This window comes from Actinomadura sp. DC4 (assembly GCF_030406325.1).
Lineage (GTDB): Bacteria > Actinomycetota > Actinomycetes > Streptosporangiales > Streptosporangiaceae > Actinoallomurus.
Window position 1 is genome coordinate 57267 of record NZ_JAUEQY010000016.1, and the last position, 25814, is coordinate 83080.

Consider the following 25814-nt stretch of genomic DNA (forward strand, 5'->3'; position numbering starts at 1 on the left):
CGGCCTAGCCCGGTGGCGCGTCGCGGAGCCTGATGATGATCAGGCCGATGCCGTCCTCGCCCGCCGAGAACTGCTGCGCGCCCGTGTCCTCGTCGCGGGACTCGATGATGTGGTAGCTCTCCACGAGAGGGTGCTCGTCCAGGAAGCTCTCCCAGCGCTCGCGGTAGTAGGCGATGTTGGGAAAGAGGGTGCCGTCGCCCGCCGTGTAGCCCTGGCCCGCCTCGCCGCCCCGGACCGCCGGCCGGTTCAGCACGTTGCCGAACACCACGTACCCGCCCGGGCGGACGGCGCGGATCACGCGGTCCCTGAACTCCACGGCCACGTCCCAGCGTGTGCTCATCGAGTCGGCCGCGTAAAACTCCATGCCGACGTCGTAGCCGGAGCCGGTGAAGGTGAAGATGTCGCCGGTGCGCGGCCTGGTGGTCTCCAGATCGCGGTCCACGGCCCGCTCGAAGCGCTCGGCCTGTCCGGGAAAATGCTTCGCCCCGGCCTCCGCGATCACCTTGCCCCACGGCTCGGCGAGCTTCCGCGTGTCCAGTTCCTGCGGTATTCCGAAACGGTTGGTGTTCCGGTAGATCCCGTCTCCCGGACCGTATTTGGCCTTGTTGAACGCTATCTCCTGCGCGTTCGCCTCGTAGACGAGCTTTTCGACGTAGCCGTCGTCGGAGAGCAGCGCCTCGAACACCGCCGGAGGATAGGGATTCGTCCCTGATCCGACATCCAGAACGCGGTGGAGATCGCCGGGCGCGACGCCGTACTCGTTCTTCAGAACGGAGTAGATGGCATCGATGAGCGTCAGGTCGTGCCCGATGATGCGCGGCTCCCAGCGGCCGGGCTCCCAGCGTCCGGGCACGGCGCCCGCCGGCGGCGCCCACCTGGCCGGAACGCGCTCTCCCTCGTAGTTGCGGCGCGTGTACTCGTACACGTCGAACTTGTCCCAGTCGGTGAACGCGTCCTTGGCCGCGTGCTCACTCCTGGCCAGTTCCCGGATCGAGTGCACCAGCCCGTCGGGCGCGTCGAATTTGACCCGGCGATAGAGCTTCAGCAGTTCGTACGGGTCCGGCGAACCGGTGAGTCTCTCGGCGACCGGCTCGAATATCCGTACGGTCGCCGAGTCCCCGAGGCCGGGCGGCCGGGGCCATTCGTGCTTCACGAGTTCGCTCAGGCGGGCGATCTCCCCGAGCATGAATCTCTGCTCGACGGGATTGGCCGCCTCTTTGTCGAGGCCGTAGAAGTCGGAGATCAGTGCGGCGTCCATGAGCGTGCGGCTCACGTGCTGGTGCGAGGACCACACGTCGTGTTCGGCGAAGAGGTCGCGCGCGTACTCGTGGAACCGAGCCGGACTCAGAACCTCCCCGGGAGGGATGCCGTACTCGCTGCGCACCAGTTCCTGGAGGCGCAGCGTGGGCGTGAAGTAGCGCGCCACCTGCGGCCAGTCCATGCCCCGGGTCAGGTCGATCGCGAGGCTGAGCGCGTGGCCGGCGGCCTTCACCTCCTCCGTCGTCGGCGGCCGGTCCAGGCCGAGCAGGTCCCGTGCGATGCCGCTTTCGGTCGTCCCCGGCACCGTCGCCCACAGCCGGACCAGCGCACGGGCGTCGGCCGGCGTCGGGACCTGGTCCGGTGGTACGTCCCAGCGCCTGCGGATCACATCGTGGACGGTGCCGAGGGTGACCGGCTCGGCGCGTGTGCGGGGGTCGGCGTCGAGCGACTTGAGGAGGATGGTCAGGTCGGCCCGGCGCGGGTCGGCGACCGCCGAGGTCACGTCGGTCTGCCGCTCGCCGAACAGCGTCCGCAGCACCGTCTCGACGTGCCGCGCGCTCACCTCGGTGTCCGGTCCGAGTTCGAGCACCGAGGTCGTGAGCTGCCTCAGGCGTACGAGCTCACCCGTGTGCCGCCAGTAGTCGAACGGCTCCCCGGGACTCCAGGACTCGTGCAGCCGCAGCAGGCGGCCCAGCTCCTGTACGGCGTCGCCGCCCGACCGGCCCGGCGCGCTCGTCGCCGCGAACTCGTGCAGCGCTCTCACCCCGGGCGGGAGCGTCTCTCCGGGGTGGTCCTCCTTGTAGAAGCCGACCACCCGCGCGAGGGCGTCCACGTGATGCGCCGTGACGGGGACGTCCGCGGGGAGGGCCAGGGCGTTGCGGGTCCACTCGTGCAGCGCCTGGGGCGCCGGGAGCCCGGACCCCTGGTTCTCGTCCACGAGCACCTGGACCATGTCCTCCAGCCGTGACGTGGCCCGGGTGCCCGCCAGGTCCGTCATCTCGACCGCGGTGACCACCCCGAAGGCCTCACGGGACAGCGCCAGCACCGGCGAGGAATCGGCCGGGGAGCCGAACACCCGTCCCAGCGCCATGACGCCCGCCATGCCGGCGGCCATGCTCAGGTCCTTGCTCCAGTTGATGTCGCCATCGTGGAGGATGTCGTCTCCGGCGACGTTGAGCCCGAACCCGATGCCCGTGTTGACCGCGAGCTGACCGGGAACACGGTGGGCGAGGAACCCGGCCAGCCCACTGCCGTCGGCGGCCGCCTTGCCCAGGCTCAGATGGATCTTGCCCGCGACGCCTCCGCTGACGGCGCCGAAGACGGTGGAGGTCAGCACCGACTCCCAGTCGGCGGGCAGCCCGTACGCCTTGCGGGTGAAGTCGCTCACGAGCGCCAGACCGCCCATGAAGGCGGCCCCCGAGGCGGCCACGCGGAATCCGACGCTCGTCAGCATCACGCGCAGCAGCGCACCGACCCGCCCGGTCTCCGCCAGGGCGGCGAGCGTGCCCGCCGGGAGAAGTGTGGGGACGGACCGGGCGATCGCCCAGAACAGCGTCAGGTACGCGCATCCCGCCGCGAAGTTCGTCTTCGCCCACCGGATCTGGACGCTGGTGTACCGGCAGTAGGCCCCCACTCCCCGGCAGGCCAGTGCCGCGTCCGACAGATGCCCCCCGCCGCCCGCCAGCTGGGCGAACGACTTGGTGAACAGGTCGATGGCCGAGCTGGAGTTCGCCTCCCGGATCGCCGAGCCTTGGCGGGTCGTGACGTGGGTGACCTCGTCGATGGCGTCGGCGAGCGTGTTGAAATGCCCCGACATCTGGTCCAGCTGGCGCGCGTCGCCGGCCGGGTAGGTACAGCCCGCCACCATGGTCTCCAGCAGTTCCAGCAGCCACTGGTGGTCCGGCGGCGGATCCTCCTGCGGCAGCCATCCGGCGGCCGAGCCGCCGACCACGTCGCGCAGGGCCGTGCCACGCTTCGCCGTGGACACGGCGTCGAGGGCGCCGGGGAACCCGGGGTTCACCTGGCTCGCGTGATCGGCGTCCGCGTACACCTGCGCCATCCGCGCCGACTTCGAGGCGTGGTCGTCCAGCGACCGTGCGAGCTCCGCCAGGCCGCCCAAGAGCTCGTCCCGCGCCTGACGGAAGCCGAGCGAACCGTTCTGCCCTTCGAAGAAGGAACGGCCGAGCTCGTCATTTCCCCACGGCCGGTTTCCCGCGAGGCCGAGCACGCCGACGATCTCCACGAGCGACGCGCGCAGCATCTCGGACGCGTCGTTGATCTTCCGGGCCGACAGCACGATCTGCTGTGGATCGACGGCGATGTCCCAGGGTTCGCTGGACGTGCTCATGGACGCACCACCCGTCCGGTGGACCAATGTGATCTTGGTCATGCTAGCCGGGCGTAACGAACGCGGCGAGGGCCGCCCGCACGAGACGGGCGGCCCTCGAAGAGACGGGTCAGGACCAGGCGAGCATTCGCATCGGGTCCTCGAGCATGGCGCCGACATCGCGCAGGACGGCCGAGCCCAGCTCGCCGTCCACGATGCGATGGTCGAACGACAGCGCCAGCGTCGTCACCTTGCGGATCTTGATCTCGCCCTCGTGAACCCAGGGCATGTCCCGTACCTGGCCGAACGCGAGGATCGCCGACTCTCCCGGCGTCAGGATCGGCGTGCCGGCGTCCACGCCGAACACCCCGACGTTGGTGATCGTCATCGTGCCGTCGGACAGGTCCTGCGGCGTCGACTTCCCCGCGCGGGCCTTGGCCGCCAGCTCGCCCAGCGCCCGCGCCAGGTCCGGCAGGGACAGGTCCTGCGCCTCCCTGATCTTCGGGACGATCAGGCCGCGCTCGGTGGCCGCGGCGATGCCCAGGTGGACGTAGTGTTTGACCACGATCTCCTGGGCGGCCTCGTCCCAGATGGCGTTGATCATCGGGTGCCGCCGGGCCGCGAGCAGGAACGCCTTGGCGACCAGCAGCAGCGGTGAGACCTTCACGCCCTCGAAGTCGGGCACGTCGCGCAGCCGCTTGGTGGCGTTCATGGTCTCGGTGACGTCGACCTGCAGCCACTCGGTGACGTGCGGCGCGGTGAACGCCGACTGCACCATGGCCGCCGCGGTGTGCTTGCGCACGCCGCGGATCGGTACGCGCTCCTCACGCTCGCCGGCCGGGCGCGAAACCGCTGCCGGAGCCGCGGGAGCGGACGCCGCCTGGTGGATGTCGTCACGGGTGATCGAGCCCTGCGGGCCGGTCCCGGTGATCGTGGACAGGTCGACGCCCAGATCCTTGGCGAGCTTGCGCACCGGCGGTTTGGCCAGCACCGCGACGCGAGCGCCGCCGCCGTTCGCCGCGGGTGCCGCGCCGGGCCGTACGTCCTCGTGCGCGGGCGTCGCCGACCTGCGCGGCCGGCGGGTCGTCGAGCCGGGTTTCACGCCGTACCCGACGAGCACCGGCACGCGCTTCTGCTGCTGCGGCGCGGCAGGGTCGACCTTGGGCGCGACGCTGCCCGCCATGCCCGGCTCCTGCGCGGAGGCGGGCGGCGGCGTGACGACCTGGTTCTCCGGCGTGGCGTTGCCGGCCGCGTCCCCGCCGATGTCCACGGTGATGATCGGGACGCCGACGTCGACGGTCGTGCCCTCGTCGACCAGGAGCTCGGTGACCGTCCCCTCGAACGGGCACGGCAGCTCGACCACGGCCTTGGCCGTCTCGATCTCCAGGATGGTCTGGTTGACCTCGACCACGTCGCCCGGCCGTACGTGCCACTTGATGATGTCGGCCTCGGTGAGGCCCTCGCCGACGTCCGGCAGCTTGAACTGCTTCAGTTCACCCATGCGTCACCACTCGAAGGTCCGGTCGACCGCGTCCAGGACGCGGTCCAGGTCGGGCAGGTAGTGGTCCTCCAGGCGGGAGGGAGGGTACGGAGTGGAGAAGCCGCCGACCCGCAGCACCGGTGACTCCAGGTGGTAGAAGCACTTCTCGGTGATCCGGGCGGCCAGCTCGCCGCCGTAGCCGCCGAACACCGGCGCCTCGTGCACGACCACGCACCGGCCCGTACGGCGGACCGACTCCAGCACGGTCGGCTCGTCCAGCGGGTTGAGCGAGCGGATGTCGATGACCTCGATGGAGCGCTTGTCGTCGGCCTGCGCCGCCTCCAGGCACGTCTTGACCATCGGCCCGTACGCGAGCACGGTCACGTCCGTGCCGGGACGGGCGACGACGGCCTTGTCGAACGGCGCCGCGGCGGACAGGTCGAGCTCGATCGGAGCCTTGTCCCAGTAACGGCGCTTCGGCTCGAAGAAGATCACCGGATCCGGGCAGGCGATCGCCTGCTGGATCATCGTGTACGCGTCGGAGGGGTTGGAGCAGGCGACCACGCGCAGGCCGCCGGTGTGGGTGAAGTACGCCTCGGGGGACTCGCTGTGGTGCTCGACCGCGCCGATGCCGCCGCCGAACGGGATCCGGATGACGACCGGGAGTTCGAGCGTGCCGAGCGAGCGCATGCGCATCTTGGCGAGCTGGGAGGTGATCTGGTTGAAGGCCGGGAAGACGAAGCCGTCGAACTGGATCTCACACACCGGCCGGTAGCCGCGCAGCGCGAGGCCGATCGCGGTGCCGACGATGCCCGACTCGGCCAGCGGCGTGTCGATGACGCGCGCCTCACCGAAGTCCTTCTGCAGCCCGTCGGTCACCCGGAACACGCCGCCGAGCTTGCCGACGTCCTCGCCCATGACGACGACCTTCGGGTCGTTCTCCATGGCCTTGCGCAGGCCTTCGTTCATGGCACGGGAAAGGGACAGTGTCTCAGTGCTCACCGTCGTTGCTCCCCTCGGCCGCCGGACCGGTGAAGGGCCTCGTCGCGCTTCATCGGGTCACCTCCTCGAAGGAACCAAGGTAGGACGTGAACTGGTCGCGCTCGCCGGCCAGGGGGCCGTGCTCCGTCGCATAGACGTTCTCCCAGATCGCGGTCGCCTCGGGGTCGGGCAATTCTAGACACCGTTTGCGCAGGTCGGAGCCGATGCTCTTGGCCTCCTGCTCGATCGCCTCGAAGTAGTCCTTGTCGGCCATCTGATTTTTCACGAGGTACGCCTTGACGCGCTCGATGGGGTCCTTCAGCTTCCAGGCCTCGAGTTCGGCCTGCAGCCGGTAGCGCGTCGGGTCGTCGGTCGTCGTGTGGGCGCCCATCCGGTAGGTGAACGCCTCGATGAGCGTGGGGCCCTGTCCGCTGCGCGCGTTGTCCAGGGCCTTCTTGGTCACCGCGAGGCACGCGAAGACGTCGTTGCCGTCGACCCGGATGCCGGGGAAGCCGAAGCCCTCCGCGCGGCGGTACAGCGGGATGCGGGACTGGCGTTCGAGCGGCTCGGAGATGGCCCACTGGTTGTTCTGGCAGAAGAAGACGATCGGCGCGTTCTGCGCGGCGGACCAGACGAACGCCTCGTTGACGTCGCCCTCGCTCGTCGCCCCGTCCCCGAAGTAGACGATCGCCGCGTCTTCGGCGCCGTCGCGCTGGATGCCCATGGCGTAGCCGGTGGCGTGCAGGCTCTGGCTGCCGATGACGATCGTGTACAGGTGGAAGTTGTGCTCTCTGGGGTCCCACCCGGCGTGGTTGACGCCGCGGAAGAGCCCGAGCACCTTGACCGGGTCGACGTCGCGGCACCAGGCCACGCCGTGCTCGCGGTAGCTCGGGAAGGCCATGTCGGTCGGCCCGAGCGCGCGGCCGGAACCGATCTGCGCGGCCTCCTGGCCGAGCAGCGAGGCCCACACGCCGAGCTCACCCTGCCGGGTCAGCGCGAGCGCCTCGGCGTCGAGGCGCCGCACGATGACGAGATCGCGGTAGAGGCTCTTGATCTCATCGGCGGTGAGGTCGACGTCGTAGTCGGGGTGTTCGACGCGCTCGCCCTCGGGGGTGAGCAGCTGGACGAGGTCGGGCGGGGGTTGGGTGCCGGTGCTCGGGGGCGCACCGCGCGCGGCGTCGATGGTCACGTTGCCACTCCTCGTGCGTTCAGGGCCGGTTCGCGGGATCGCCGCATCCGGCCTGGTTGCGCGTCGCCCATCCCGCGGATCTCACCGAGTACGGGTGACGTATCACCGTCATCGTGACAGACGCCTCGTAGTAGGACGCAAGCCTCGACGGCTACGGGAAACGTACCCGCAACGTTGTCGCGTGGCACCAACGCCATCACACGCATTCGTTCGCTACGGGGTCAGTCGCGGGACAGGACACGGGTGGCGCCGGCCGCGACGGTCAGGCCGAGGAGGAAACCGGCCGTGACCAGCGCGTCCGCGATCCACAGATAGACACCCGCCGGGGCGAACTCACCCTCCTGCCCGAGCGAGCCGACCGGAAGCAGCAGGTCGAGCGTGTACAGGAACGGGTTGAACCGCGTGTTGTGGCCGGGCTCGGTGATCGCCGGATGGTGCTGGAAGATCACCGTGCCGAACGCCAGGAGCGCCACGAGCCACGCGCCGGCCAGGAACGGCCGGTAGCCGTACCCGACCGTCCAGTCCTGGATGTAGCCCCACACACGCGGCGGGATCGTCTGGGTCGTACGGCGGCGGCGCTGCTTGGCGAGCAGCACCGCCCGCCGCTCGGCGTCGTGCCCGAGTGTGCGGTAGGTGTCGGCGAGCCGCTCGTACGGCTGCGGCACGTAGCCGTCGGTGTCGCGGTCCAGCCACTTGAGGCGCTGCCCGGCGGTCAGCGGCGGGTCGATCGTGTCGTAGGTCAGCCCGTCGAGCGTGTACCGCGGCGCCCACGAGAGCGGGTCGTCGCGCAGCAGCTTGATCCGGGCGTACCTCATGTCGACGGCGCCGGCGATCGGCTCGGCCGGCCGCAGCAGCACCTCCTCGGCCTGGAGCCGCTGCAGGCTGAGCGCGACGCCGGAGGGGTTCTTCATCCGCCCGCCGCGCAGGCTGAGCAGCCCGCCGACCCGCGCGCCGGACAGGCTGACCGCGCCGTCGGCGCGGAACCCGTCCGAGCAGTAGATGTCCGTCTCGATGCTCAGGTCGTCGCAGTTCAGGGCCGTACGGCCGGGGTGGCTCACCGTGGCGCCGACCAGCGAGAGGTAACCGCCGATCCGCGCGCCGCGCAGGCGGATCTCACCCTCGGCGGAGAACCCGCCGTCGCAGAAGACGTTCGCCGACACCGAGAGCCGGCTCGCGTACAGCGCCTGGCCCTTGGGGTTGCGCAGCCGCGCCCCCCGGAAGATCAGCTGGCCGCCGACCTGGGCGCCCGGCAGGCGTACCTCGCCTTCGACGGTGAACCCCTGGTCGCAGTAGACGTTGTTGTCCACGATCAGCCGGTCGGCGAGCAGCGGCGCGTCGCCGGTCGGGTGGGACAGGTGAGCCCCGGTCAGGTTGAGGATGCCGGTGATGCGGCAGCTGTCGAGCCAGACGCCGCCGTAGATGTGGCTGCCCTCCAGCCAGAGGTGGCCGTCGATGCGCGCCCCGGAGGCGACCAGGCCCGGCAGCCGGCAGCGCATGAAGTGCACACTGCGGAGCTGGGCCCAGTACAGGTGCGGCGCGTCGGTGAGCTGGCAGGCGGTGAGCGCGAGCGGGACGTTGACGTGAGCGTGGCCGAGGTTGAGCGTGCCGGTGATCCGCGCGCCGGTCAGCCGTACGGCGGCGACGTGGCCCGGCTCGTTGTCCTGCGCGCCCAGGAGGAGGGCGGAGATGACCTCCGCGCGTACGGTCCGGTCGGGACCCCAGGCGTTGGTGCTGTCGAAGTCGTCGTCACCGCCGGACAGGTCCACCGGCTCACCGCGCGGGAACGCCTCCCAGAGCACGCGCTCCGGCTCGGTCAGCTCATCGACCTGCATCGGCGGCTCCGGGGAAGCGGTGTTTGAGGGGAACCCTCCATGTATAGCGGCATTGACCCAAAAGCACGGTATGTGGCGCATGTGTCGGCTGACGCCGTGGTCGTCGTCACAGTCGCGTGGCCAGGTGTGGCGCCCTCGCGCCCGGCCGGTGCCGTACGCTTCGATGCCGTACGAAAACCCGCAGATCAGAGGGGGATGTCGTGGCTCGCTTCGTCGTCGAGGTGATGCTGAAGCCGGAAATTCTCGATTCGCAGGGCCAGGCCGTCGCCCGTGCGCTGCCCCGGTTGGGATTCGACGGCGTCACCGGCGTACGCCAGGGCAAGCGGTTCGAGATCGAGATCGAGGGGCCCGCGGACGAGTCGGCCACCGAACGCGTACGCAAGATGGCGGAGACGCTTCTGGCCAACCCGGTCATCGAAACCTTCGAACTTCGCGCGGAATAGTCACTGAAAGTTAATCGGAGACGCGATTACGGCAGTTTCCCCGGGGGAAGCCTTACCTTCGTCGAAAGGTTTCGAAGGAGACGGGGCGAGTCCCATGTCACGGGGTAAGGACGACACGAGGTGGCCGGTAGATATGAAGTTCTCACTCGACTTGCCGCGTGAGACCCTCAGTGTCCCGGTCATCAGGCGCATCCTTGGCGACACGCTGCACGGACTCGGGGTCTCCGAAGCGTGCGTCGCCGACATACTCGTCGCCATCTCAGAGGCGTGCACCAATGTCGTTCAGCACGCGGATTCGGCGTCTCGCTACGAAGTGACCGTCGGCATCGAGGGCGGTGAGTGCGTGCTCAAGGTCGTCGATCGCGGACAGGGATTCGCGGGCGATTCGGAGAAGCACGTCCATCCCGACTCCGAGTCCGGCCGCGGCATCAAGATCATGAAGGCGCTCGTCGACGACGTCAGCTTCGACAGCCGGCCCGAGAGCGGCACGGTCGTCTACCTCCAGAAGAGACTGAGCTGGAAGGACGATCCCAAGATTCGGCTCCGCCAGCCGGAGCTACTGAAAACCGCAGGCTAGAGCCCAAGTAAGCTGGTGCACGTTTCCGTGACGTCTTGAACGGAGTGTGCACATGGCAGCCCGCGTGGGCGTCATCACCTTCCCCGGCTCGCTCGACGACCGAGACGCCGCACGTGCGGTGCGTCTCGCCGGCGCCGAGCCCGTGTCCCTGTGGCACGCGGCCGAGGAGCTCGGAGAGGTCGACGCCGTCGTCCTGCCGGGCGGCTTCTCGTACGGCGACTACCTCAGGGCCGGTGCCATCGCGCGGTTCGCGCCGCTGATGGAGCGGCTGGCCGACGCCGCCCGCGGGGGCCTGCCCGTACTCGGCATCTGCAACGGCTTCCAGGTGCTCTGCGAATCGCACCTGCTGCCCGGCGCGCTGACGCGCAACGCGAACCTCCACTTCGTCTGCCGGGCCCAGCGGCTGCGCATCGAGAACACCGGCACCGACTGGACCCGCGACTACGAGGAGGGTCAGGAGATCGTCGTGCCGATCAAGAACATCGACGGCTGCTACATCGCCGACCAGGAGACCCTTGATGAACTGGAGTCCTCCGGACGCGTCGTGGCACGCTACGTCGACGTGAACCCCAACGGCTCGCTGAACGACATCGCGGGCGTCTGCAACGAGGCGGGCAACGTGGTCGGCCTGATGCCGCACCCCGAGCACGCCGTCGAGGCGCTCACCGGCCCCTCCAGTGAGGGACTCGGCTTCTTCACCTCGATCCTGCAGCGGATGGCGGACGTATGAGCGAGGAGTCCATCGCGAACCGGCCCGCTCCGGTCGCCGGGCGGCCGCTCGACCCGCCGACCGACACCGTGACGCGCGCCGGCCAGACGCCCGACATCAAGCTGCCCTACGCCGAGCTCGGCATGACCGACGACGAGTTCGCCCGCGTCCAGGGCATCCTGGGCCGCCGCCCCACCTCGGCCGAGCTGGCGATCTACTCGGTGATGTGGAGCGAGCACTGCTCGTACAAGAGCTCGCGCGTCCACCTGAAGAAGTTCGCCGAGAAGGCGCCGCGGAGCGACGCCCTGCTCGTCGGCATGGGGGAGAACGCCGGGGTCGTCGACATCGGCAACGGCCTCGCGGTCACCTTCAAGATCGAGTCGCACAACCACCCGTCGTACGTCGAGCCCTACCAGGGCGCGGCGACCGGGGTCGGCGGCATCGTCCGCGACATCCTGTCGATGGGCGCGCGCCCGATCGCGGTCATGGACTCCCTGCGGTTCGGCCCGCCGGACGCCCCGGACACCCGCCGGGTGCTGGACGGCGTCGTACGCGGCGTGGGCGGCTACGGCAACTGCCTCGGCCTGCCCAACATCGGCGGCGAGGTCGTCTTCGACCCCTGCTACGCCGCGAACCCGCTGGTCAACGCCCTGTGCGTCGGCGTGCTGCGGCCCGAGGGCATCAAGCGCGCGATCGCCCCGGGACCCGGCAACAAGGTCGTCCTGTTCGGCGCGGGCACCGGGCCGGACGGCATCGGCGGCGCGTCCGTGCTGGCGAGCGCCACCTTCGACGAGGCGTCGCAGCGCAAGCGGCCCTCGGTCCAGGTCGGCGACCCGTTCATGGAGAAGCTCCTGACCGAGTGCTGCATGGAGATCTTCGCCGAGGACCTCGTCGTCGGCATCCAGGACCTCGGCGCGGCCGGAGTCTCGTGCGCCACCACCGAGCTGGCCGCGGCCGGCACCGGCGGCATGGACGTCGACCTCGACCTCGTCCCGCTGCGCGACGCGACGCTGCGGCCCGAAGAGATCCTGATGAGCGAGTCGCAGGAACGCATGATGGCCGTCGTCGAGCCGGCCAAGGTCGAGCGCTTCCTGGAGCTCTGCCGCCGCTGGGACGTCCCGGCCACCGTGATCGGCTCGGTGACGGACACGGGCCGGCTGCGCATGACCTGGCGCGGCGAGACGATCGTCGACATCCCGCCGGGCACCGCCGCCGACGAGGGACCGGTGTACGAACGGCCGTTCTCGCCGCCGGCCGACCTGGAGCAGCTCCAGGCCGACGGCCCCGAGCGCCTGCCCCGGCCCTCGACGCCGGACGACCTGCGCAACACGGTCATGTGGCTCGCCGGCTCGCCCAACCTCGCCGACAAGTCGTTCGTGACCTCCCAGTACGACAAGTACGTCCAGGGCAACACGGTGCTGGCGATGCCCGACGACGCCGGTGTGATCCGCATCGGCGACGGCCCGCAGGGCATCGCCCTGGCCACCGACGGCAACGGCCGCTACACGCGCCTCGACCCGTACGCCGGGGCCCAGCTCGCGCTGTCCGAGGCGTACCGCAATGTCGCGGTCACCGGCGCGCGCCCGCTCGCGGTCACCAACTGCCTCAACTTCGGCTCGCCGGAGGACCCGGGCGTGATGTGGCAGTTCGCGCGGGCCGTCGAGGGCCTCGCGGACGCCTGCCAGACGCTCGGCGTCCCGGTGACCGGTGGCAACGTGAGTTTCTACAACCAGACCGGCACCACGCCGATCAACCCCACGCCGGTCATCGGCGTGCTCGGGGTGCACGACGACGTGACCCGCCGGGTCCAGATGTCCTTCAACGTCGAGGGCATGTCGATCCTGCTGCTCGGCGAGACCCGGCCGGAGTTCGGCGGGTCCGAGTGGGCCAACGTCGTCTTCCGCCACCTCGGCGGCCTGCCGCCGCACCCGGACCTCGCGGCCGAGGCCGCGCTGGCGTCGGTGCTCGTGGCGGCCGCGCGCGAGGGCATCCTGGACGCCGCGCACGACCTGTCCGACGGCGGCCTGTCACAGGCGCTGGTGGAGTCGTGCCTGCGCGGTGGCCTGGGCTGCACGGTGACGCTGCCGGGCGACCCGTTCGTGGAGTTGTTCAGCGAGTCGGTGGCCCGCGCGGTCGTGGCGGTGCACCCGGAGCGCGAGGCCCGCGTGGCGGCCATGTGCGAGTCGGTCAACGTCCCCGTACGCCGCCTGGGCACGGTCGGCGGCGACGCGTTCGCCGTCGAGGGCCAGTTCTCCATCCCGCTGGTCGAACTCCGCGAGGTCTACCAGGGCGGCCTGCCCTCACTGTTCGCCTGAGATCGGGGCCTACTCGCCGGCCTTGCGTGCGGCGAGGGCCTCGACTCCGGAGACGAACAGGTCGATGCCGAAGGCGAAGTAGGCGTCCGGGTTCTCGATCTCGCTCAGGGGCCCGGCCGCCTCGATCACGCACGGGTAGCGGTTGCGGGGCAGAGTCTCCAGGGCGATCCGCTTGTGCCGGATGAACTCCGCCGCCTCGTCCGCGGTCTGCTGCGGCTTGAGGCCCGAGTCGCCGACGGCCAGCGTCGTGACCGTGCGCAGGCCGTGGCGGCAGATGGCGGCGCTCTCGGCGGGCGAGAAGCCCGCACTGGCGAGGGTCTCCAGTGCCACCTCCATGATGGCGAAGCAGCTCACCGAGGCGTCGGGCTGCGTCGTCATGAGGAGCGATGACGCCTGAGGGTGGCTGCGCAGCACCTCGACCATCGAGTCCATGAGTGACCGGAGCCGTACGGACCACGGCAGTTCCTGGTCGACCTCGGTGTCCACCAGGGACCACAGCCGGTCGGCGACTCCGTCGAGCAGCTCGTCCTTGTTCTTGAAATGCCAGTACAGCGCCATCGGCGTGACGCCCAGGTGCGTGGCGAGCCGCCTGATGGTCAGGCCCTCCAGCCCCTCCGTGTCGGTCAGTGCCAGCGCGCCGTCGACGACCGTCTCCCGGCTCAACCGAGCCCGTTCCTCTGTAGTGGCCACTTGACAACTATACGCCGTACGGGTTCTCTTATACACCGTACATGTACGCCGTATAAGAACAGAGTACAGGAACGCCGTATAGGAGCTGGGGATGACCTCTCGGAGACGCTGGTGGACCCTCGTCGGGGTGGCGCTGGCAACGTTCATGACCTTCTTGGACAACAACGTCGTCAACGTGGCGCTGCCGTCCATCCAGCGCGATCTGCACCTGTCCATCTCCGGGCTGGAATGGATCGTGAGCAGCTACATCTTGGTGTTCTCCGGGTTGATGCTGGTCGGCGGCAGGCTGGCCGACGTCTTCGGACGGCGGCGGCTCTTCATCGCCGGCATCACGCTGTTCACCGGCGCCTCCCTGGTGGCCGGTCTCGCGAGCAGCGAGGGGATCCTGGTCCTCGCCCGCGTGCTGCAGGGCGTCGGCGCGGCGGCGAGCATGCCCTCGACCTTGGCGATCATCTCCTCGACCTTCCCGGACCCGAAGGAGCGCAGCCGGGCGGTCGGCGTGTGGAGCGCGGTGAGCGCGCTCGCCCTCGCCCTCGGCCCGTTCACCGGCGGTTTCGTCAGCCAGCGCTGGGACTGGGGCTGGATCTTCCTGATCAACGTGCCGGTCGGCGTGGTCACGATCGCGATCATGATGCTCGCCATGCGGGAGTCGCGTGAGGCCGTACGCCGGCGGCTGGACCTGCCCGGCCTCGTGACCTCGGCCGTGACGCTGTTCGCCTTGACGTTCGCACTGATCGAGGGCCACGACAGGGGCTGGACCTCGGCGGTGATCCTGGGCTCGTTCGCGCTCGCCGCGGTGGCCGGGGCGGCGTTCGTGCTGATCGAGCGGCGTTCGGCGGACCCGATGGTGGACCTGTCGATGTTCCGGATCAAGGCATTCAGCGGCGGGACCGGCGCGATGATCCTCTGGGGCTTCGGCGTCATGGGCGTCTACTTCTTCACCGCGATGTACCTCCAGAACGTGCTGGGCTTCTCCCCGACCGAGGCGGGCGCGGCGTTCGTTCCGATGGCGCTGATGATGGCCGCGACGGCGCCGGTCGCGGGCGTGCTCGCCCGGCGGCTGGGCACGCACGTGACGGTGGCCATCGGCCTGAGTCTCAACGTGGTCGGTCTGGTCCTGGTCTCGTTCGTCGGCGAGCACGGTCACTTCATGGACCTGATGCCCGCGTTCGTGGCCTTCGGTGTGGGCTCCGGCCTGACGATGATGCCGCTGAACGACACGATCATCGGCGTGCTGCCCCCGGGCCGCGCCGGCGCCGCCTCGGCCGTCATGAACGCCGCACGCGAGGTCTCGGGACTGCTCGGCGTCACGATCGTCGGCGCGATCCTCACCTCGCGTCAGTCCGCCGTGCTGCGCGGCGGGGCGACGCCGATCCACGCGTTCCTGTCGGGCTACCAGCTCGCGCTGCTGATCGCCTCGGCGATCGTCTTCATCGGTGTCCCGCTGAGCCTGTACACGCTCCGCACCCAGCGCCGTACGCCGGTGCTGCCGGAGACGTCACCGGAGCCGGAGCCGGTGCCGGTCGGCTGACATGAGAAAAGGGCCGTCACCCCCCGGGGGTGACGGCCCTTTTCTCGTCGTCAGAGAGAACTCTTGTTGAGGAGCCGGTTGTTCGTGCCGGACTTGTTCTTCTTGATCACACCGTTGGTGGCGTGGTCGGTCAGCCACTTCTGGATGGTGCCGAACGTCGCCTGGCCGTACGCCGACTTGTAGAGCGCGGCGACGCCGGCCACGAACGGTGAGGCCATCGAGGTGCCGTCCAGGTACGCGGTGCCGCCGAGGTAGGTCGACTTGATCTTGACGCCGGGCGCGTAGATGTCCACGCAGCTCCCGTAGTTGCTGAACGAGGCGCGGGTGTCGGTGGAGGAGCTGGCACCGGCCGCCTCGACGCTCCCCGCGCTGGCCGGCGAGGTGGCGCAGGCGCTGCCGTTGTCGTTGCCCGCCGCCACCGCGACGAAGACGCCCGACTTGGACAGGGCGGTGACCGCGTTGTTCAGCGCGGTCGACTTGCTGCCGCCGAGCGAGAGGTTGGCGACCGAGAGGGCGGCGTGGTTCGTACGCACCCAGTCGACGCCCGCGATCACATCGGACGTGGAGCCCTCGCCGTCGCAGTCGAGCACCTGGACGCCGTGCAGCTGTACGTCCTTGGCCACGCCGTAGGACTTCGAGCCGATGAGCCCGGCCACGTGCGTGCCGTGGCCGTTGCAGTCCTCCTCGCCGTACGCCGTGTCCGCCCGGCCGCCGAACTGGGTGAGCGTCGTGTCGATGCCGGTGTCGATCACGTACGCGTCCACGCCGGTGCCCGTGTGCGTGTAGCCGTAGGTGCGCGACAGCGGCAGCACGCGCTCGTCGAGCCGGTCCAGCCCCCAGGTCGGGTTCACCTGGGTCGTGGAGATCTTCATGACCTGGTCCTGCTCGATCGCGGCGACGCCGGGGTCACGCCGTACCTTGTCGAGCTGGGCGGCCGAGAGCCGCGCCGCGAACCCGTCGGTGAACCGGTGCAGCGTCGGGAAGCCGATCGCGTGGGAGACCTGGCTCGGGTGCTTCATCGTGACGATGTACTGACCCTTCACCCCGTTGTTCGCCGACAGGGACACCGCGACCTTCGGCGAGGAGAGCGCTCCGGAGAGGGGTACGGCCGCGCAGGCGACCGCCGTGCAGGCGATGAGGAATCGGCGGGGGATCCTCATGATGGGGGGCTCCTCAAGAGTTGGAAGGGGGTGCCAGGGCCGGGACGGGACACCGGCGGGGTGGCAATCCCGAAAACGTCCCATAAAGCGCTGTTAGCGGCAACCGAACCGCGCAGATCGGTCGGTTTCAACGGCGAAACCGTACGGTTCGACGGTGTCGGCCCTCGTGTCAGAGGGACCGTGTACCGTCGTTGCGCCATGGCTCGACCATCACCGGAGCGGCTGCGGGCCGCCCTCGACGCTCAGCTCACCGAACTCGGCCGTACCGGCGACCCCCCGGCCGCGCGTCTCGAGGACGCCCTGGTCGACGCCGTCCTCACCGCCTACGACAGTGGCCTGGAGCCCGTACGCCCCGCGGCGCGGCTGGCCGTCAAGGTGCTGCTCGACCGGCTCGCCGCCGACTTCCCGGGCCGCTCGGTCGAGGTACGGGTCCCGCCGTACGCCGCGGTCCAGTGCGTGGAGGGCCCCCGGCACACGCGCGGCACGCCGCCCAACGTCATCGAGACCGACCCGCGCACCTGGATCATGCTCGCCACGGGACGCCTCGGCTGGACCGAGGCCCGCGACCACATCAGCGCGAGCGGCGAGCGCGCCGACCTGTCCAGCCGCCTCCCGGTCCGCCCGTACTGAGCGGTTCAGTGCCCGCCGGGGCCGCCGGGGCCGCCGGGCAGGGGGGTGGGGGTGGCCTTGAAGAACGGCACGCGGTTCTCCAGGCAGTGGTCGCGGTCGGCCTTGGTGGGGTAGCGCCTCTGGTCGGTGCACGGCGAGACCCGGCTGAAGAACCAGATGCCCGCGCCGATCGCGGCCACCAATGTCACCACCGACAGTGTGAGTCCGGTCACAGCAAGTCCCCGGCCGTTGTTCTGCACCACCGCGATGATCCCGATGACGACGCCCACGACGGCGACGACCGCGCCCAGTCCGCACAACAGCAGCGTGATGATCGCCGCGATCCCGAGGACCAGTGCGGCGACGCCGAGCCCTCGGCGTCGCTGCGGCGGGTAACCCGCGGGTTGATAGGCCATTGACAGTTCCCTCCCGGCTCCCAATGGTGGGGGATCGGGGCCGTGCGGACGCCGAGGCACGCCGGGCCGTACTCAGGGATCCCAGGTCACCACCTACACTGGGCAACGTGTCGAACGGAGACGGACGACTGACCCACGACCTCGACCCCCTCGATCGGAGCCCCCAGGACGCCTGCGGCGTCTTCGGTGTCTGGGCGCCAGGGGAGGAGGTCAGCAAACTTACCTATTTCGGGCTCTACGCTCTGCAGCACCGCGGCCAGGAGTCAGCCGGCATCGCGGTCAGTGACGGGGCGCGCATCGTCGTGTTCAAGGACATGGGCCTCGTGGCCCAGGTCTTCGAGGAGTCGGTGCTCAACACGCTCCGCGGCTACATCGCCGTGGGGCACTGCCGCTACTCCACGACCGGCTCCAGCGTCTGGGAGAACGCCCAGCCGACGTTCCGGTCCACCGAGAGCGGCAGCCTGGCCCTCGGGCACAACGGCAACCTCATCAACACCCCTGAGCTCGCGGCACGCCTGCGCGAGGGCGAGCTCGGCGCCACCACCGACACCGAGGTGCTCACCGCCCTCCTGGGCGACGGCCCGGGCGGGGTCGAGAAGGCCGCGATGGACGTCCTCCCGCTCGTCCGCGGCGCCTACTCCCTGGTCTTCATGGACGAGCGCACGCTCTACGCGGCGCGCGACCCGCAGGGCATCCGCCCGCTCGTGCTCGGACGGCTCGAGCACGGCTGGGTGGCCGCCTCCGAGACGGCCGCCCTCGACATCGTCGGCGCCACCTTCGTCCGCGAGGTCGAGCCCGGCGAGCTGATCGCGATCGACGAGGACGGGCTGCGCTCCACCCACTTCGCCGAGCCCAAGCCGAAGGGCTGCCTGTTCGAATACGTCTACGTGGCCCGGCCCGACACCTCGATCGCCGGCCGCAGCGTGCAGGCCACGCGGGTCGACGTCGGCCGCCGGCTCGCCCGCGAGCACCCCGTCGAGGCCGACCTGGTCATCCCGACGCCGGAGTCCGGCACCCCGGCCGCGATCGGGTACGCCGAGGAGTCCGGCATCCCGTACGGCCAGGGCTTCGTGAAGAACTCCTACGTCGGCCGCACCTTCATCCAGCCGTCGCAGACCATCCGCCAGCTCGGCATCCGCCTCAAGCTCAACCCCCTGCGCGAGGCGATCGCGGGCAAGCGCCTGATCGTGGTCGACGACTCGATCGTGCGCGGCAACACCCAGCGGGCCATCGTCCGCATGCTCCGCGAGGCCGGGGCCGAGGAGGTGCACGTCCGCATCTCCAGCCCGCCGGTGTCCTGGCCGTGCTTCTACGGCATCGACTTCGCCACCCGCGCCGAACTGATCGCCGGCAACCTTTCCGTCGAGGAGATCCGGGCCTCGCTGGGCGCCGACTCGCTCGGCTACATCTCCCTCGAGGAGCTGATCGCCGCGACGAAGGTCCCCGGCGACCGCCTCTGCCGTGCCTGCTTCGACGGCATCTACCCCATCGACGTCGCCGAGAACGCCCGCGGCAAGCACCTCCTCGAAGGGGCGCGTAAGTGAGCGACACCTCCTACGAGGCGGCGGGCGTCGACATCGCGGCCGGTGACCGCGCGGTGCAGCTCATGAAGTCACACCTCGCCAAGGCCCGCCGGCCCGAGGTCGTCCAGGACTCCAGTGGGTTCGCGGGCCTGTTCGACGCCTCGGCGCTGCGCAGGTACGAACGCCCGCTGCTCGCCACCTCCACCGACGGCGTCGGCACCAAGGTCGACCTGGCCCGCCGGCTCGGCGTGTACGACACGATCGGCCACGACCTGGTGGGCATGGTCGTCGACGATCTCGTCGTCTGCGGCGCCGAACCGCTGTTCATGACCGACTACATCGCCTGCGGCCGGGTCGTGCCCGAGCGCATCGCCGCGCTGGTCAGCGGCATCGCCGAGGCCTGCGCGCTGGCCGGTTGCGCGCTCGTCGGCGGCGAGACCGCCGAGCACCCGGGCCTGCTCGAACCCGACGAGTTCGATCTCGCCGGCGCGGGCACCGGCGTCGTGGAGGCCGCGCGTCTGCTCGGCCCCCAGCGGGTCACGCCCGGCGACGTCGTGCTGGGCCTGGCCTCGTCCGGCATCCACTCCAACGGCTACTCCCTCGTACGCCACCTGCTGCGTGAGACGAACCTCTCACTCGACACCGTCGTCCCCGAGCTGGGCCGCTCACTGGGCGAGGAGCTTCTCACCCCGACGCGGATCTACGCCCGCGACTGCCTGGCCCTGGCCTACGCCGCCGAGGTCCACGCGTACGCCCACATCACCGGCGGCGGGCTCGCCGCCAACCTCGCCCGCTCGCTCCCGCCCACCTGCGACGCCGTGCTCAGGCGCCGCACGCCCCCGCCGATCTTCTCGGTGCTGCAGGAGTACGGCCGGGTGCCCCTCGCGGAGATGGACAAGACCTTCAACCAGGGCGTCGGCATGGCCGCGATCGTGCGCGTCACCCACGTCGACGCCGCGCTGCGGCTGCTCGCCGAGCGTGGTGTGGAGGCCTGGCCACTCGGTGAGGTCGTGTCCGGCGCCGGTCGCGTCAGGTTCGCCTGAGCCGGGAACTCCCTCCCTCCTCTACGCGTCGTACCCGGTTGTGCGAACGTTCGTGCGCGCCCTGTGGCGGTGCAGAGCCCCGATCTCGGTGCTCTGCACCCTCGGTGTCTACGTCCTGCTGCTGCCCTTCGGGTGGATGTACGTCGCCTCCGGCCGCTATCGGGCGACCCCGGCCGGGGCCCCGGCGACGGCCGTCGGCATCGTCTTCGGCGCGGGCGCACCCAATGGACAGGCCTCTCCGATGCTCATCGGGCGTCTCGCCCTCGGTGCCGACCTCTACCGGCGGGGCACGGTCCAGGTGCTGCTCGTCACCGGCGACAACAGCCGCTCGCACTACAACGAGCCCGTAGTGATGCGCGACTACCTGGTCGGCATGGGTGTGCCTCGTGACCGGATCGTCCTCGACTACGCCGGTTTCGACACGTGGGACTCCTGCGTACGGGCCAAGAAGATCTTCGGTGTCGACCGCGCGATCCTCATCACGCAGCGGTTCCACCTGCCGCGCGCCCTCACCCTGTGCCGGGCGGTCGGGATCGACGCGCGGGGCGTCGGCGACGACAGCCGGCCGTACGCACCGATCTCGACGGTCGTGTCCTACGTCCGCGAGCTTCCCGCCGCGCTGAAGGCCGTCTTCGACCTGGTCGTACGGCCGGGTCCACGCTTTCTGGGACCGCGTGAACCCGGCATCCAGCAGGCTTTGCGAGCGCCTCGTTAGCGCACGCCCTCCGAGACGCGTACGGGCGTGTCGTGGCCGCGGTGCTGGGCGGCCCAGGCGAGCAGGGCCGTACGGCAGGCGTGGTCGAGGTGACGGAGCCCGGACAGGTCGAGCTCGACAGGCCGCCCGTGCGGGATCGCCTCCAGTGTGTCGAGCACCCGCGGCAGGCGCAGGAACGTCGCGTTGCCGGTGAGCCGGATGGTGATCGGCCCGTCGTCGCCGCCGTGCTCGCGTAGGTCCACGTGAATGTCGGAGACGTCCCACGCCGTCTTGGCGATGGCGAGCAGGATTCCGATCAGAACGCCTTCGAACAGGTTGGTCACCACGATCGCCAGCGTGGTCCCGAGCAGGACGATCGCCTCGCCGCGCTCCGTACGCCACAGGCGGCCCACGTCACGGAGCGACAGCAGCTTCCACCCGGCGTGGACGAGGACGGCGGCCAGCGCGGTGACCGGGATCAGGCCGAGCGCCGCCGGGGCCGCCACGGTGAAGGCCAGAAGCCAGCCGCCGTGCAGGATCCGGGACAGCTTCGTACGGGCGCCGGCCTGGACGTTGGTCGCACTGCGGACGATCACCGCGGTCATCGGGAGCGCGCCGAGGAGCCCGCAGACGCTATTACCGACACCCTGGGCGATGAGCTCCTGGTCGTACCTCGTGCGCGGGCCGTCGTGCATCCGGTCGACCGCGGCGGCGCTGAACAGGCTCTCGGCCGAGGCGATGAGCGCGAACGCCACGATGGTGCCGAGCAGCCCGACGTCGGCGAGGCGGCCGAGGTCCGACAGTGCGGGCGGCTGGAGCGCCGCCAGCAGGCCGTGCACCTGGATGCGCTGGACGGGAAGGTGGAGCACGGCGGTGGCCAGCGTGGCGAGTGCGACGGCGGCGAGCGCGGCCGGGACCGTACGCACCCGGCGGGGCATGAAGCGCCAGCAGACCAAGATGGCGAGCGTGCCCGCCCCGACCCCGCCGGCCGCGAGGGCCGAGGGGTCACGCGCCGAGTCGGAGACGAGGTCGGGCAGCGCCTTCAGGTTGGCCAGCGCGGCACCGGGCGACCGCCCGTCGAACAGCGTGTGCACCTGCCCGGCCACCAGCGCGAGGCCGATGCCGGCGAGCATGCCCTGAACGACCGAGATGGAGATCGCGCGAAACCACCGGCCTAACCGCAGCGCGCCCATCGTGAGCTGGAGCATGCCGGTGGCCGAGACGATGACGCCGAGGACGCCGAGGCCGAACTCGTGCACGGCCTCGTACACGAGCACCGTCAGGCCGGCGGCCGGGCCGCTGACCTGGAGACTGCTGCCGGGCAGCGCGCCGGCGACCAGGCCGCCGACGATGCCGGTGACCAGCCCGAGCTCCGGAGGCACTCCCGAGGCCACGGCCACTCCGATGCAGAGCGGCAGGGCGACGAGGAAGACGACCAGCGAAGCGAGGGCGTCGCGCCAGAATGTTTCACGTGCCGAGAAGAGTTCCATCACTCACCTTTGGGATCGCGGATGGGACTGACGGCGGCGGGATGTCGGGCGGGAGGTTGGCGTCAGCTTCGGTTCGTTACCTGCTCTAAAGCGGTCGGAATCGCTCGTCCTCCAGGACGCTGACCACGCCGGCGTCGACGGCGTAGAACCAGCCGTGGAGTTCGAGCCGGCCGTACTCCAGCTTCTTGGCGACGCTGGGGTGGCTGCGGAGGCGTTCGAGCTGGACCTGGACGTGCCGCTGCACCGCGGAGGTGAGCGCGCTGCCGTCGAGGAAGTCCGCTGCCCGGCGCGTCTCGTCGTGCGGGCCGGTGTCGGCGAGCCACTGGTGGACGGCGGGCAGCGCGCTGGGCGCGCCCGGATGGACGATCGCGTTGACCGCCCCGCAGTGAGAGTGCCCGCAGACGACGATGTGCTTCACCTGGAGCACCTCGACGGCGAACTCGATCGTCGCGACCTCGCCGAACGCGCGCTTCTCGTCGTAGACGGGAACGATGCTGCCGGCCGTTCGCAGCTCGAAGAGCTCTCCGGGCGCGGCTCCCGTGATCAGCGTGGGCACGACCCGTGAGTCGGAACACGCGATGAACAGGGCTTGCGGGTGCTGCCCCTCCGCGAACCGGCGAAGGTCGGAGGCGCGCTCGGGAAACGACCGGGCATTGTCGATCAGCGACTGCATACGCAGCCTTTCTGTGCATCCGTAGGGCTTGACTTGATAGGTGCGGAGAGGCGCGTCATCGCGCCACCACGGACAGGGCTAGTCAGTCGGTTAACGACAATTCGCCCTATTTTACGATGACGATGGCGACGGTCAACGACCGGGCCTTCCCTACGGAGTGCTCAGCAGCGAAAGATCTGGAGCGCCTCGGGCGAGCAGGCGCCGGGATGTGGCCGTCGGCCGACGTCGGCGACGGCGACCGAGGCCGCCTGCGGAACCGCGTGCTCCATGCCACGAACGGGCGCGGGCGCGACGGTCTGCGAGGACGGCGGAAGCGCGGACAGCCGCAGATGACCTGGGACGCCGAGCTCGGCGATCTGGTGCTGGACGTCGGTGTCGTCGTCGCGCACCTGGGGATCGCGCTTTTCGGCGATCTCGCCCGCGGCGGCCGCGGTGTGGGTGGGGGGTGGCGTGGTGTCGAGCGCGTCGGGCCCGCCGATGAAGGCGAGCGCGACGAGCAACAGCGCCGCGATCCACCCCCGCCTTGCCCTCAACGTGTGCCCCCCTGACTCGCGGCCTTACGCACTTCGACTCGAAGTAAAGCCTAACCCGAGACATTCGGAGAATGGGAGGGGTAATTTTCCGGGGGGCGGCGTCAATCCTGCAATATTGGCTTATTGTGCCGCAATTAGTTGGAGGCCTTGCGCTCTCGGGCGGTCGCAGGGGTGAGGGTCGTCCGGCGCCGCAGGACGAGGTCGGCTCACGCGCTCCCGGCCGGCGACCCACCCCGGCGGGTGATCGCGCTCGCGCCCGGTGGCTCATCTCACGTGTGGGACCCGCGAGCACCACCGAATCGGCAACCGTAACCAGGTTCCCTCGGGGGAGGACGAGTACGGTCCGGCCAGGTTTCACGCCGATCCGTGGACGGCGCAGGGCCGACGTGGACGGCGCCCGAACCGGTCTCATGCGACCCGGGCGTGATCAGCGCCACCAGGGCGCGTGCCGCACCGCCCGCATCCACCCGTCCGCGCGGGGACCGCAACCCGACCGCGACCGCCAGAGTGAAATAAATCACCAAATGCGGTGGCCTGTACCTTTTGTCGCAAATCGCGAAGATCGCACACAAAGACTCATCGCAGACCAACAGAAGGGGTCGCCGAACGCCACCCCTGGCATACGCAAAGCGCCCCCGCCGGGGCGGCGGGAACGCTTTGCGGTCATGCCCTAAGCATGGCCCCTGAGATCCGCCCCAGCACCACCTGGACCGATCTCAACTACCGAGACGGCTACTTCGCCGTACTCTTGCCGTCGCTCTCGTCGTGGTCCTCGGCGTAGTCCGCATAGCGGTCTGCGAGGTCCTCATACGACGAGTCGTCGTCATAGGGGTCATGGTCATCCTGCGAGTTCTGGTTGACGCCCAGCTCGCCGCGCAGACGGTCAAGATCAGTCCCGCCGCTGTTGTACTTCAGCCGGCGAGCAACCTTCACCTGCTTGGCCTTGGCTCGGCCGCGCCCCATTGGCTCGACCCCCTCGATGGTCGGGGACCCGTCGTTTTGGCCCCACTTACGCTCGCTTACGCATCCATAGCCGGGCGCGACATGACCCCACGCACCAGCTACGGCTACAACCGTACCCGTTTTGCGCCCGGCTCGGTACGTCGTCTGCGCGGTGGCGGCTCCTGCAGAGGATAGCCGACGTCACGAGGTGGGCCGTCCGGGATCTCCATCTCAGTGAAGATCCCGGACGTGTACGGGTCAGGAGTTGACCAAGATGCCGCGCAGGCGGCCGATTTCGGACATGCGGCGTTCGGCCAAGCGGTCCGCCGCGACCGCGGGCGGGACGCCCTCGTCCGAGGCGATCTGGAAGATGCGGCGCGTGGTGTCGAAGATCCCGGTCGCCTTCTGCCGGGCCCGGTCGAAGTCGAACCCCTCGATCTCGTCGGCCACCTGGATCACGCCGCCGGAGTTCACGACGTAGTCGGGGGCGTAGAGCACGCCGCGGTCGGCGAGCTGCTTCTCGATGCCGACGTGGGCGAGCTGGTTGTTGGCGCCGCCGCACACGATCTTCGCCCGCAGCATCTCGACGGTCTCGTCGTCCAGGGCGCCGCCGAGCGCGCACGGGGCGTACACGTCGATCTCGGCGCCGGTCAGTTCGTCGTGCCCGTCGGCCACCTCGACCTCGGGGTGCTCGGCCCGTACGCGCTGGATCGCGGTCTCGGTGACGTCGGTGATGATCACCTCGGCGCCGTCCGCGACGAGGTGGTCGACCAGCCGGCGGCCGACCTTGCCGACGCCCTCGACGCCGACGCGGCGGCCGCGCAGCGTCGGGTCGCCCCAGGTGTGCTCCGCCGCGGCGCGCATGCCCTGAAAGACCCCGAACGCGGTCAGGATGGACGAGTCGCCGGCGCCGCCGTGAGCGAGCGTACGGCCGGTGACGTAGTCGCACTCTCTCGCGATGACGTCCATGTCCTCGGAGAAGGTGCCCACGTCACAGGCGGTGAAGTAGCGGCCGTGCAGCGACTGCACGAACCGGCCGTAGGCGCGGAGGAGTCCTTCTGACTTGATCGCCTGAGGATCGCCGATGATGACCGCTTTGCCGCCGCCGAGGTCGAGGTCGGCGAGCGCGTTCTTGTACGCCATGCCCTTGGAGAGGTTGAGCACGTCGTCGAGCGCCTCGTCCTCGGACTCGTACGGGTAGAAGCGGGTGCCGCCGAGTGCGGGCCCCAGGGCGGTCGAGTAGATGGCGATGATCGCCTTGAGGCCGGTGGCCTCGTCATGGCAGAAGACGACCTGTTCGTGGGGGACGCCGAAGACCTTCGTCACTGTTGTGGCTCCTCTCTGAGCGCACACCTGCTCGCTGCCGCGGTGGCGGCTTGAGCGTTGTACCCGGTACCC

22 protein-coding genes are annotated in these 25814 nt (G+C 70.0%); 9 read left to right on the top strand and 13 right to left on the bottom strand.

The annotated features are described in order from the left end of the window. Positions 1–4 precede the first annotated feature (4 nt). The 5 genes from QWU11_RS25340 to QWU11_RS25360 form a co-directional block, all read right to left on the bottom strand. Positions 5–3607 (bottom strand): hypothetical protein, encoded by a 3603-nt coding sequence (locus QWU11_RS25340; RefSeq protein ID WP_290116898.1) that lies wholly within the window; start codon positions 3605–3607, stop codon positions 5–7. A 109-nt stretch (positions 3608–3716) separates the two neighbouring features. Further along, positions 3717–5087, bottom strand: a complete 1371-nt coding sequence (locus tag QWU11_RS25345; protein WP_290116899.1) for a dihydrolipoamide acetyltransferase family protein — start codon at positions 5085–5087, stop codon at positions 3717–3719. Between the two features lie 3 nt (positions 5088–5090). Next, positions 5091–6068 carry an alpha-ketoacid dehydrogenase subunit beta gene (locus tag QWU11_RS25350; protein WP_290116900.1) on the bottom strand — a complete coding sequence of 326 codons (978 nt, stop codon included), beginning with the start codon at positions 6066–6068 and terminating at the stop codon, positions 5091–5093. Positions 6069–6117: 49 nt separating this feature from the next. After that, positions 6118–7236 carry a pyruvate dehydrogenase (acetyl-transferring) E1 component subunit alpha gene (gene pdhA, locus QWU11_RS25355; protein ID WP_290116901.1) on the bottom strand — a complete coding sequence of 373 codons (1119 nt, stop codon included), beginning with the start codon at positions 7234–7236 and terminating at the stop codon, positions 6118–6120. Positions 7237–7457: 221 nt separating this feature from the next. Further along, positions 7458–9068, bottom strand: coding sequence for a hypothetical protein (locus QWU11_RS25360; protein ID WP_290116902.1), 1611 nt, complete (start codon positions 9066–9068; stop codon positions 7458–7460). A 200-nt stretch (positions 9069–9268) separates the two neighbouring features. On the opposite strand from QWU11_RS25360, the gene purS reads away from it, so the two are divergent. The 4 genes from purS (at position 9269) to purL (ending at position 13112) form a co-directional block, all read left to right on the top strand. Beyond that, positions 9269–9511, top strand: a complete 243-nt coding sequence (gene purS / locus QWU11_RS25365) for a phosphoribosylformylglycinamidine synthase subunit PurS (RefSeq protein ID WP_290116903.1) — start codon at positions 9269–9271, stop codon at positions 9509–9511. A gap of 133 nt (positions 9512–9644) precedes the next feature. Then, entirely contained in the window at positions 9645–10088 is a 444-nt protein-coding gene (locus QWU11_RS25370; RefSeq protein WP_290116904.1) for an ATP-binding protein, read from the top strand. Positions 10089–10140: 52 nt separating this feature from the next. Beyond that, a complete protein-coding gene (gene purQ, locus QWU11_RS25375) occupies positions 10141–10818 on the top strand; it encodes a phosphoribosylformylglycinamidine synthase subunit PurQ (RefSeq protein WP_290116905.1) in 678 nt (225 codons plus the stop codon). Then, complete coding sequence (gene purL, locus QWU11_RS25380) at positions 10815–13112, top strand: phosphoribosylformylglycinamidine synthase subunit PurL (protein ID WP_290116906.1); 2298 nt, start codon at positions 10815–10817, stop codon at positions 13110–13112. The genes purQ and purL overlap by 4 nt, the downstream gene beginning before the upstream one ends. Positions 13113–13121: 9 nt before the next feature. Here purL and QWU11_RS25385 read toward each other — a convergent pair whose 3' ends face one another. Further along, the gene (locus QWU11_RS25385; protein WP_290116907.1) at positions 13122–13802 is read right to left on the bottom strand and encodes a TetR family transcriptional regulator; all 681 of its coding nucleotides are present in this window, start codon (positions 13800–13802) and stop codon (positions 13122–13124) included. Between the two features lie 91 nt (positions 13803–13893). On the opposite strand from QWU11_RS25385, the gene QWU11_RS25390 reads away from it, so the two are divergent. Then, the gene (locus tag QWU11_RS25390; protein ID WP_290116908.1) at positions 13894–15333 is read left to right on the top strand and encodes an MFS transporter; all 1440 of its coding nucleotides are present in this window, start codon (positions 13894–13896) and stop codon (positions 15331–15333) included. A 50-nt stretch (positions 15334–15383) separates the two neighbouring features. Here the strand turns inward: QWU11_RS25390 and QWU11_RS25395 are convergent, their stop codons facing one another. Further along, positions 15384–16493 carry a S8 family peptidase gene (locus tag QWU11_RS25395; protein ID WP_290116909.1) on the bottom strand — a complete coding sequence of 370 codons (1110 nt, stop codon included), beginning with the start codon at positions 16491–16493 and terminating at the stop codon, positions 15384–15386. Between the two features lie 198 nt (positions 16494–16691). On the opposite strand from QWU11_RS25395, the gene QWU11_RS25400 reads away from it, so the two are divergent. After that, positions 16692–17123 carry a sterol carrier family protein gene (locus QWU11_RS25400; protein ID WP_290116910.1) on the top strand — a complete coding sequence of 144 codons (432 nt, stop codon included), beginning with the start codon at positions 16692–16694 and terminating at the stop codon, positions 17121–17123. Positions 17124–17128: 5 nt separating this feature from the next. On the opposite strand, the gene QWU11_RS25405 is transcribed toward QWU11_RS25400, so the two are convergent. Next, positions 17129–17518 carry a hypothetical protein gene (locus QWU11_RS25405; RefSeq protein WP_290116911.1) on the bottom strand — a complete coding sequence of 130 codons (390 nt, stop codon included), beginning with the start codon at positions 17516–17518 and terminating at the stop codon, positions 17129–17131. A 107-nt stretch (positions 17519–17625) separates the two neighbouring features. Here QWU11_RS25405 and purF point away from each other — a divergent pair, with 107 nt between their 5' ends. Genes purF through QWU11_RS25420 form a run of 3 tightly spaced genes read left to right on the top strand, consistent with a single transcriptional unit; the run spans position 17626 to position 20799 of the window. Next, complete coding sequence (purF, locus tag QWU11_RS25410) at positions 17626–19062, top strand: amidophosphoribosyltransferase (protein ID WP_290116912.1); 1437 nt, start codon at positions 17626–17628, stop codon at positions 19060–19062. Continuing rightward, on the top strand, positions 19059–20084 hold the full coding sequence (purM, locus tag QWU11_RS25415; RefSeq protein WP_290116913.1) for a phosphoribosylformylglycinamidine cyclo-ligase: 1026 nt from the start codon (positions 19059–19061) through the stop codon (positions 20082–20084). The genes purF and purM overlap by 4 nt, the downstream gene beginning before the upstream one ends. Before the next feature lie 40 nt (positions 20085–20124). Next, a complete protein-coding gene (locus QWU11_RS25420) occupies positions 20125–20799 on the top strand; it encodes an ElyC/SanA/YdcF family protein (protein WP_290116914.1) in 675 nt (224 codons plus the stop codon). Here the strand turns inward: QWU11_RS25420 and QWU11_RS25425 are convergent. The 5 genes from QWU11_RS25425 to QWU11_RS25445 form a co-directional block, all read right to left on the bottom strand. Beyond that, positions 20796–22268, bottom strand: a complete 1473-nt coding sequence (locus QWU11_RS25425; protein ID WP_290116915.1) for a SulP family inorganic anion transporter — start codon at positions 22266–22268, stop codon at positions 20796–20798. The two genes, QWU11_RS25420 and QWU11_RS25425, sit on opposite strands and share 4 nt — an antisense overlap. Before the next feature lie 85 nt (positions 22269–22353). Beyond that, entirely contained in the window at positions 22354–22941 is a 588-nt protein-coding gene (locus tag QWU11_RS25430; protein WP_290116916.1) for a carbonic anhydrase, read from the bottom strand. 161 nt (positions 22942–23102) lie between these two features. Continuing rightward, positions 23103–23474 (bottom strand): hypothetical protein, encoded by a 372-nt coding sequence (locus tag QWU11_RS25435; RefSeq protein WP_290116917.1) that lies wholly within the window; start codon positions 23472–23474, stop codon positions 23103–23105. A gap of 732 nt (positions 23475–24206) precedes the next feature. Then, complete coding sequence (locus QWU11_RS25440) at positions 24207–24437, bottom strand: DUF3073 domain-containing protein (protein ID WP_290116918.1); 231 nt, start codon at positions 24435–24437, stop codon at positions 24207–24209. A 237-nt stretch (positions 24438–24674) separates the two neighbouring features. Next, positions 24675–25742: a Glu/Leu/Phe/Val dehydrogenase dimerization domain-containing protein gene (locus QWU11_RS25445; protein WP_290116919.1), complete on the bottom strand. Its 1068-nt coding sequence runs from the start codon at positions 25740–25742 to the stop codon at positions 24675–24677. Positions 25743–25814 lie beyond the last annotated feature (72 nt).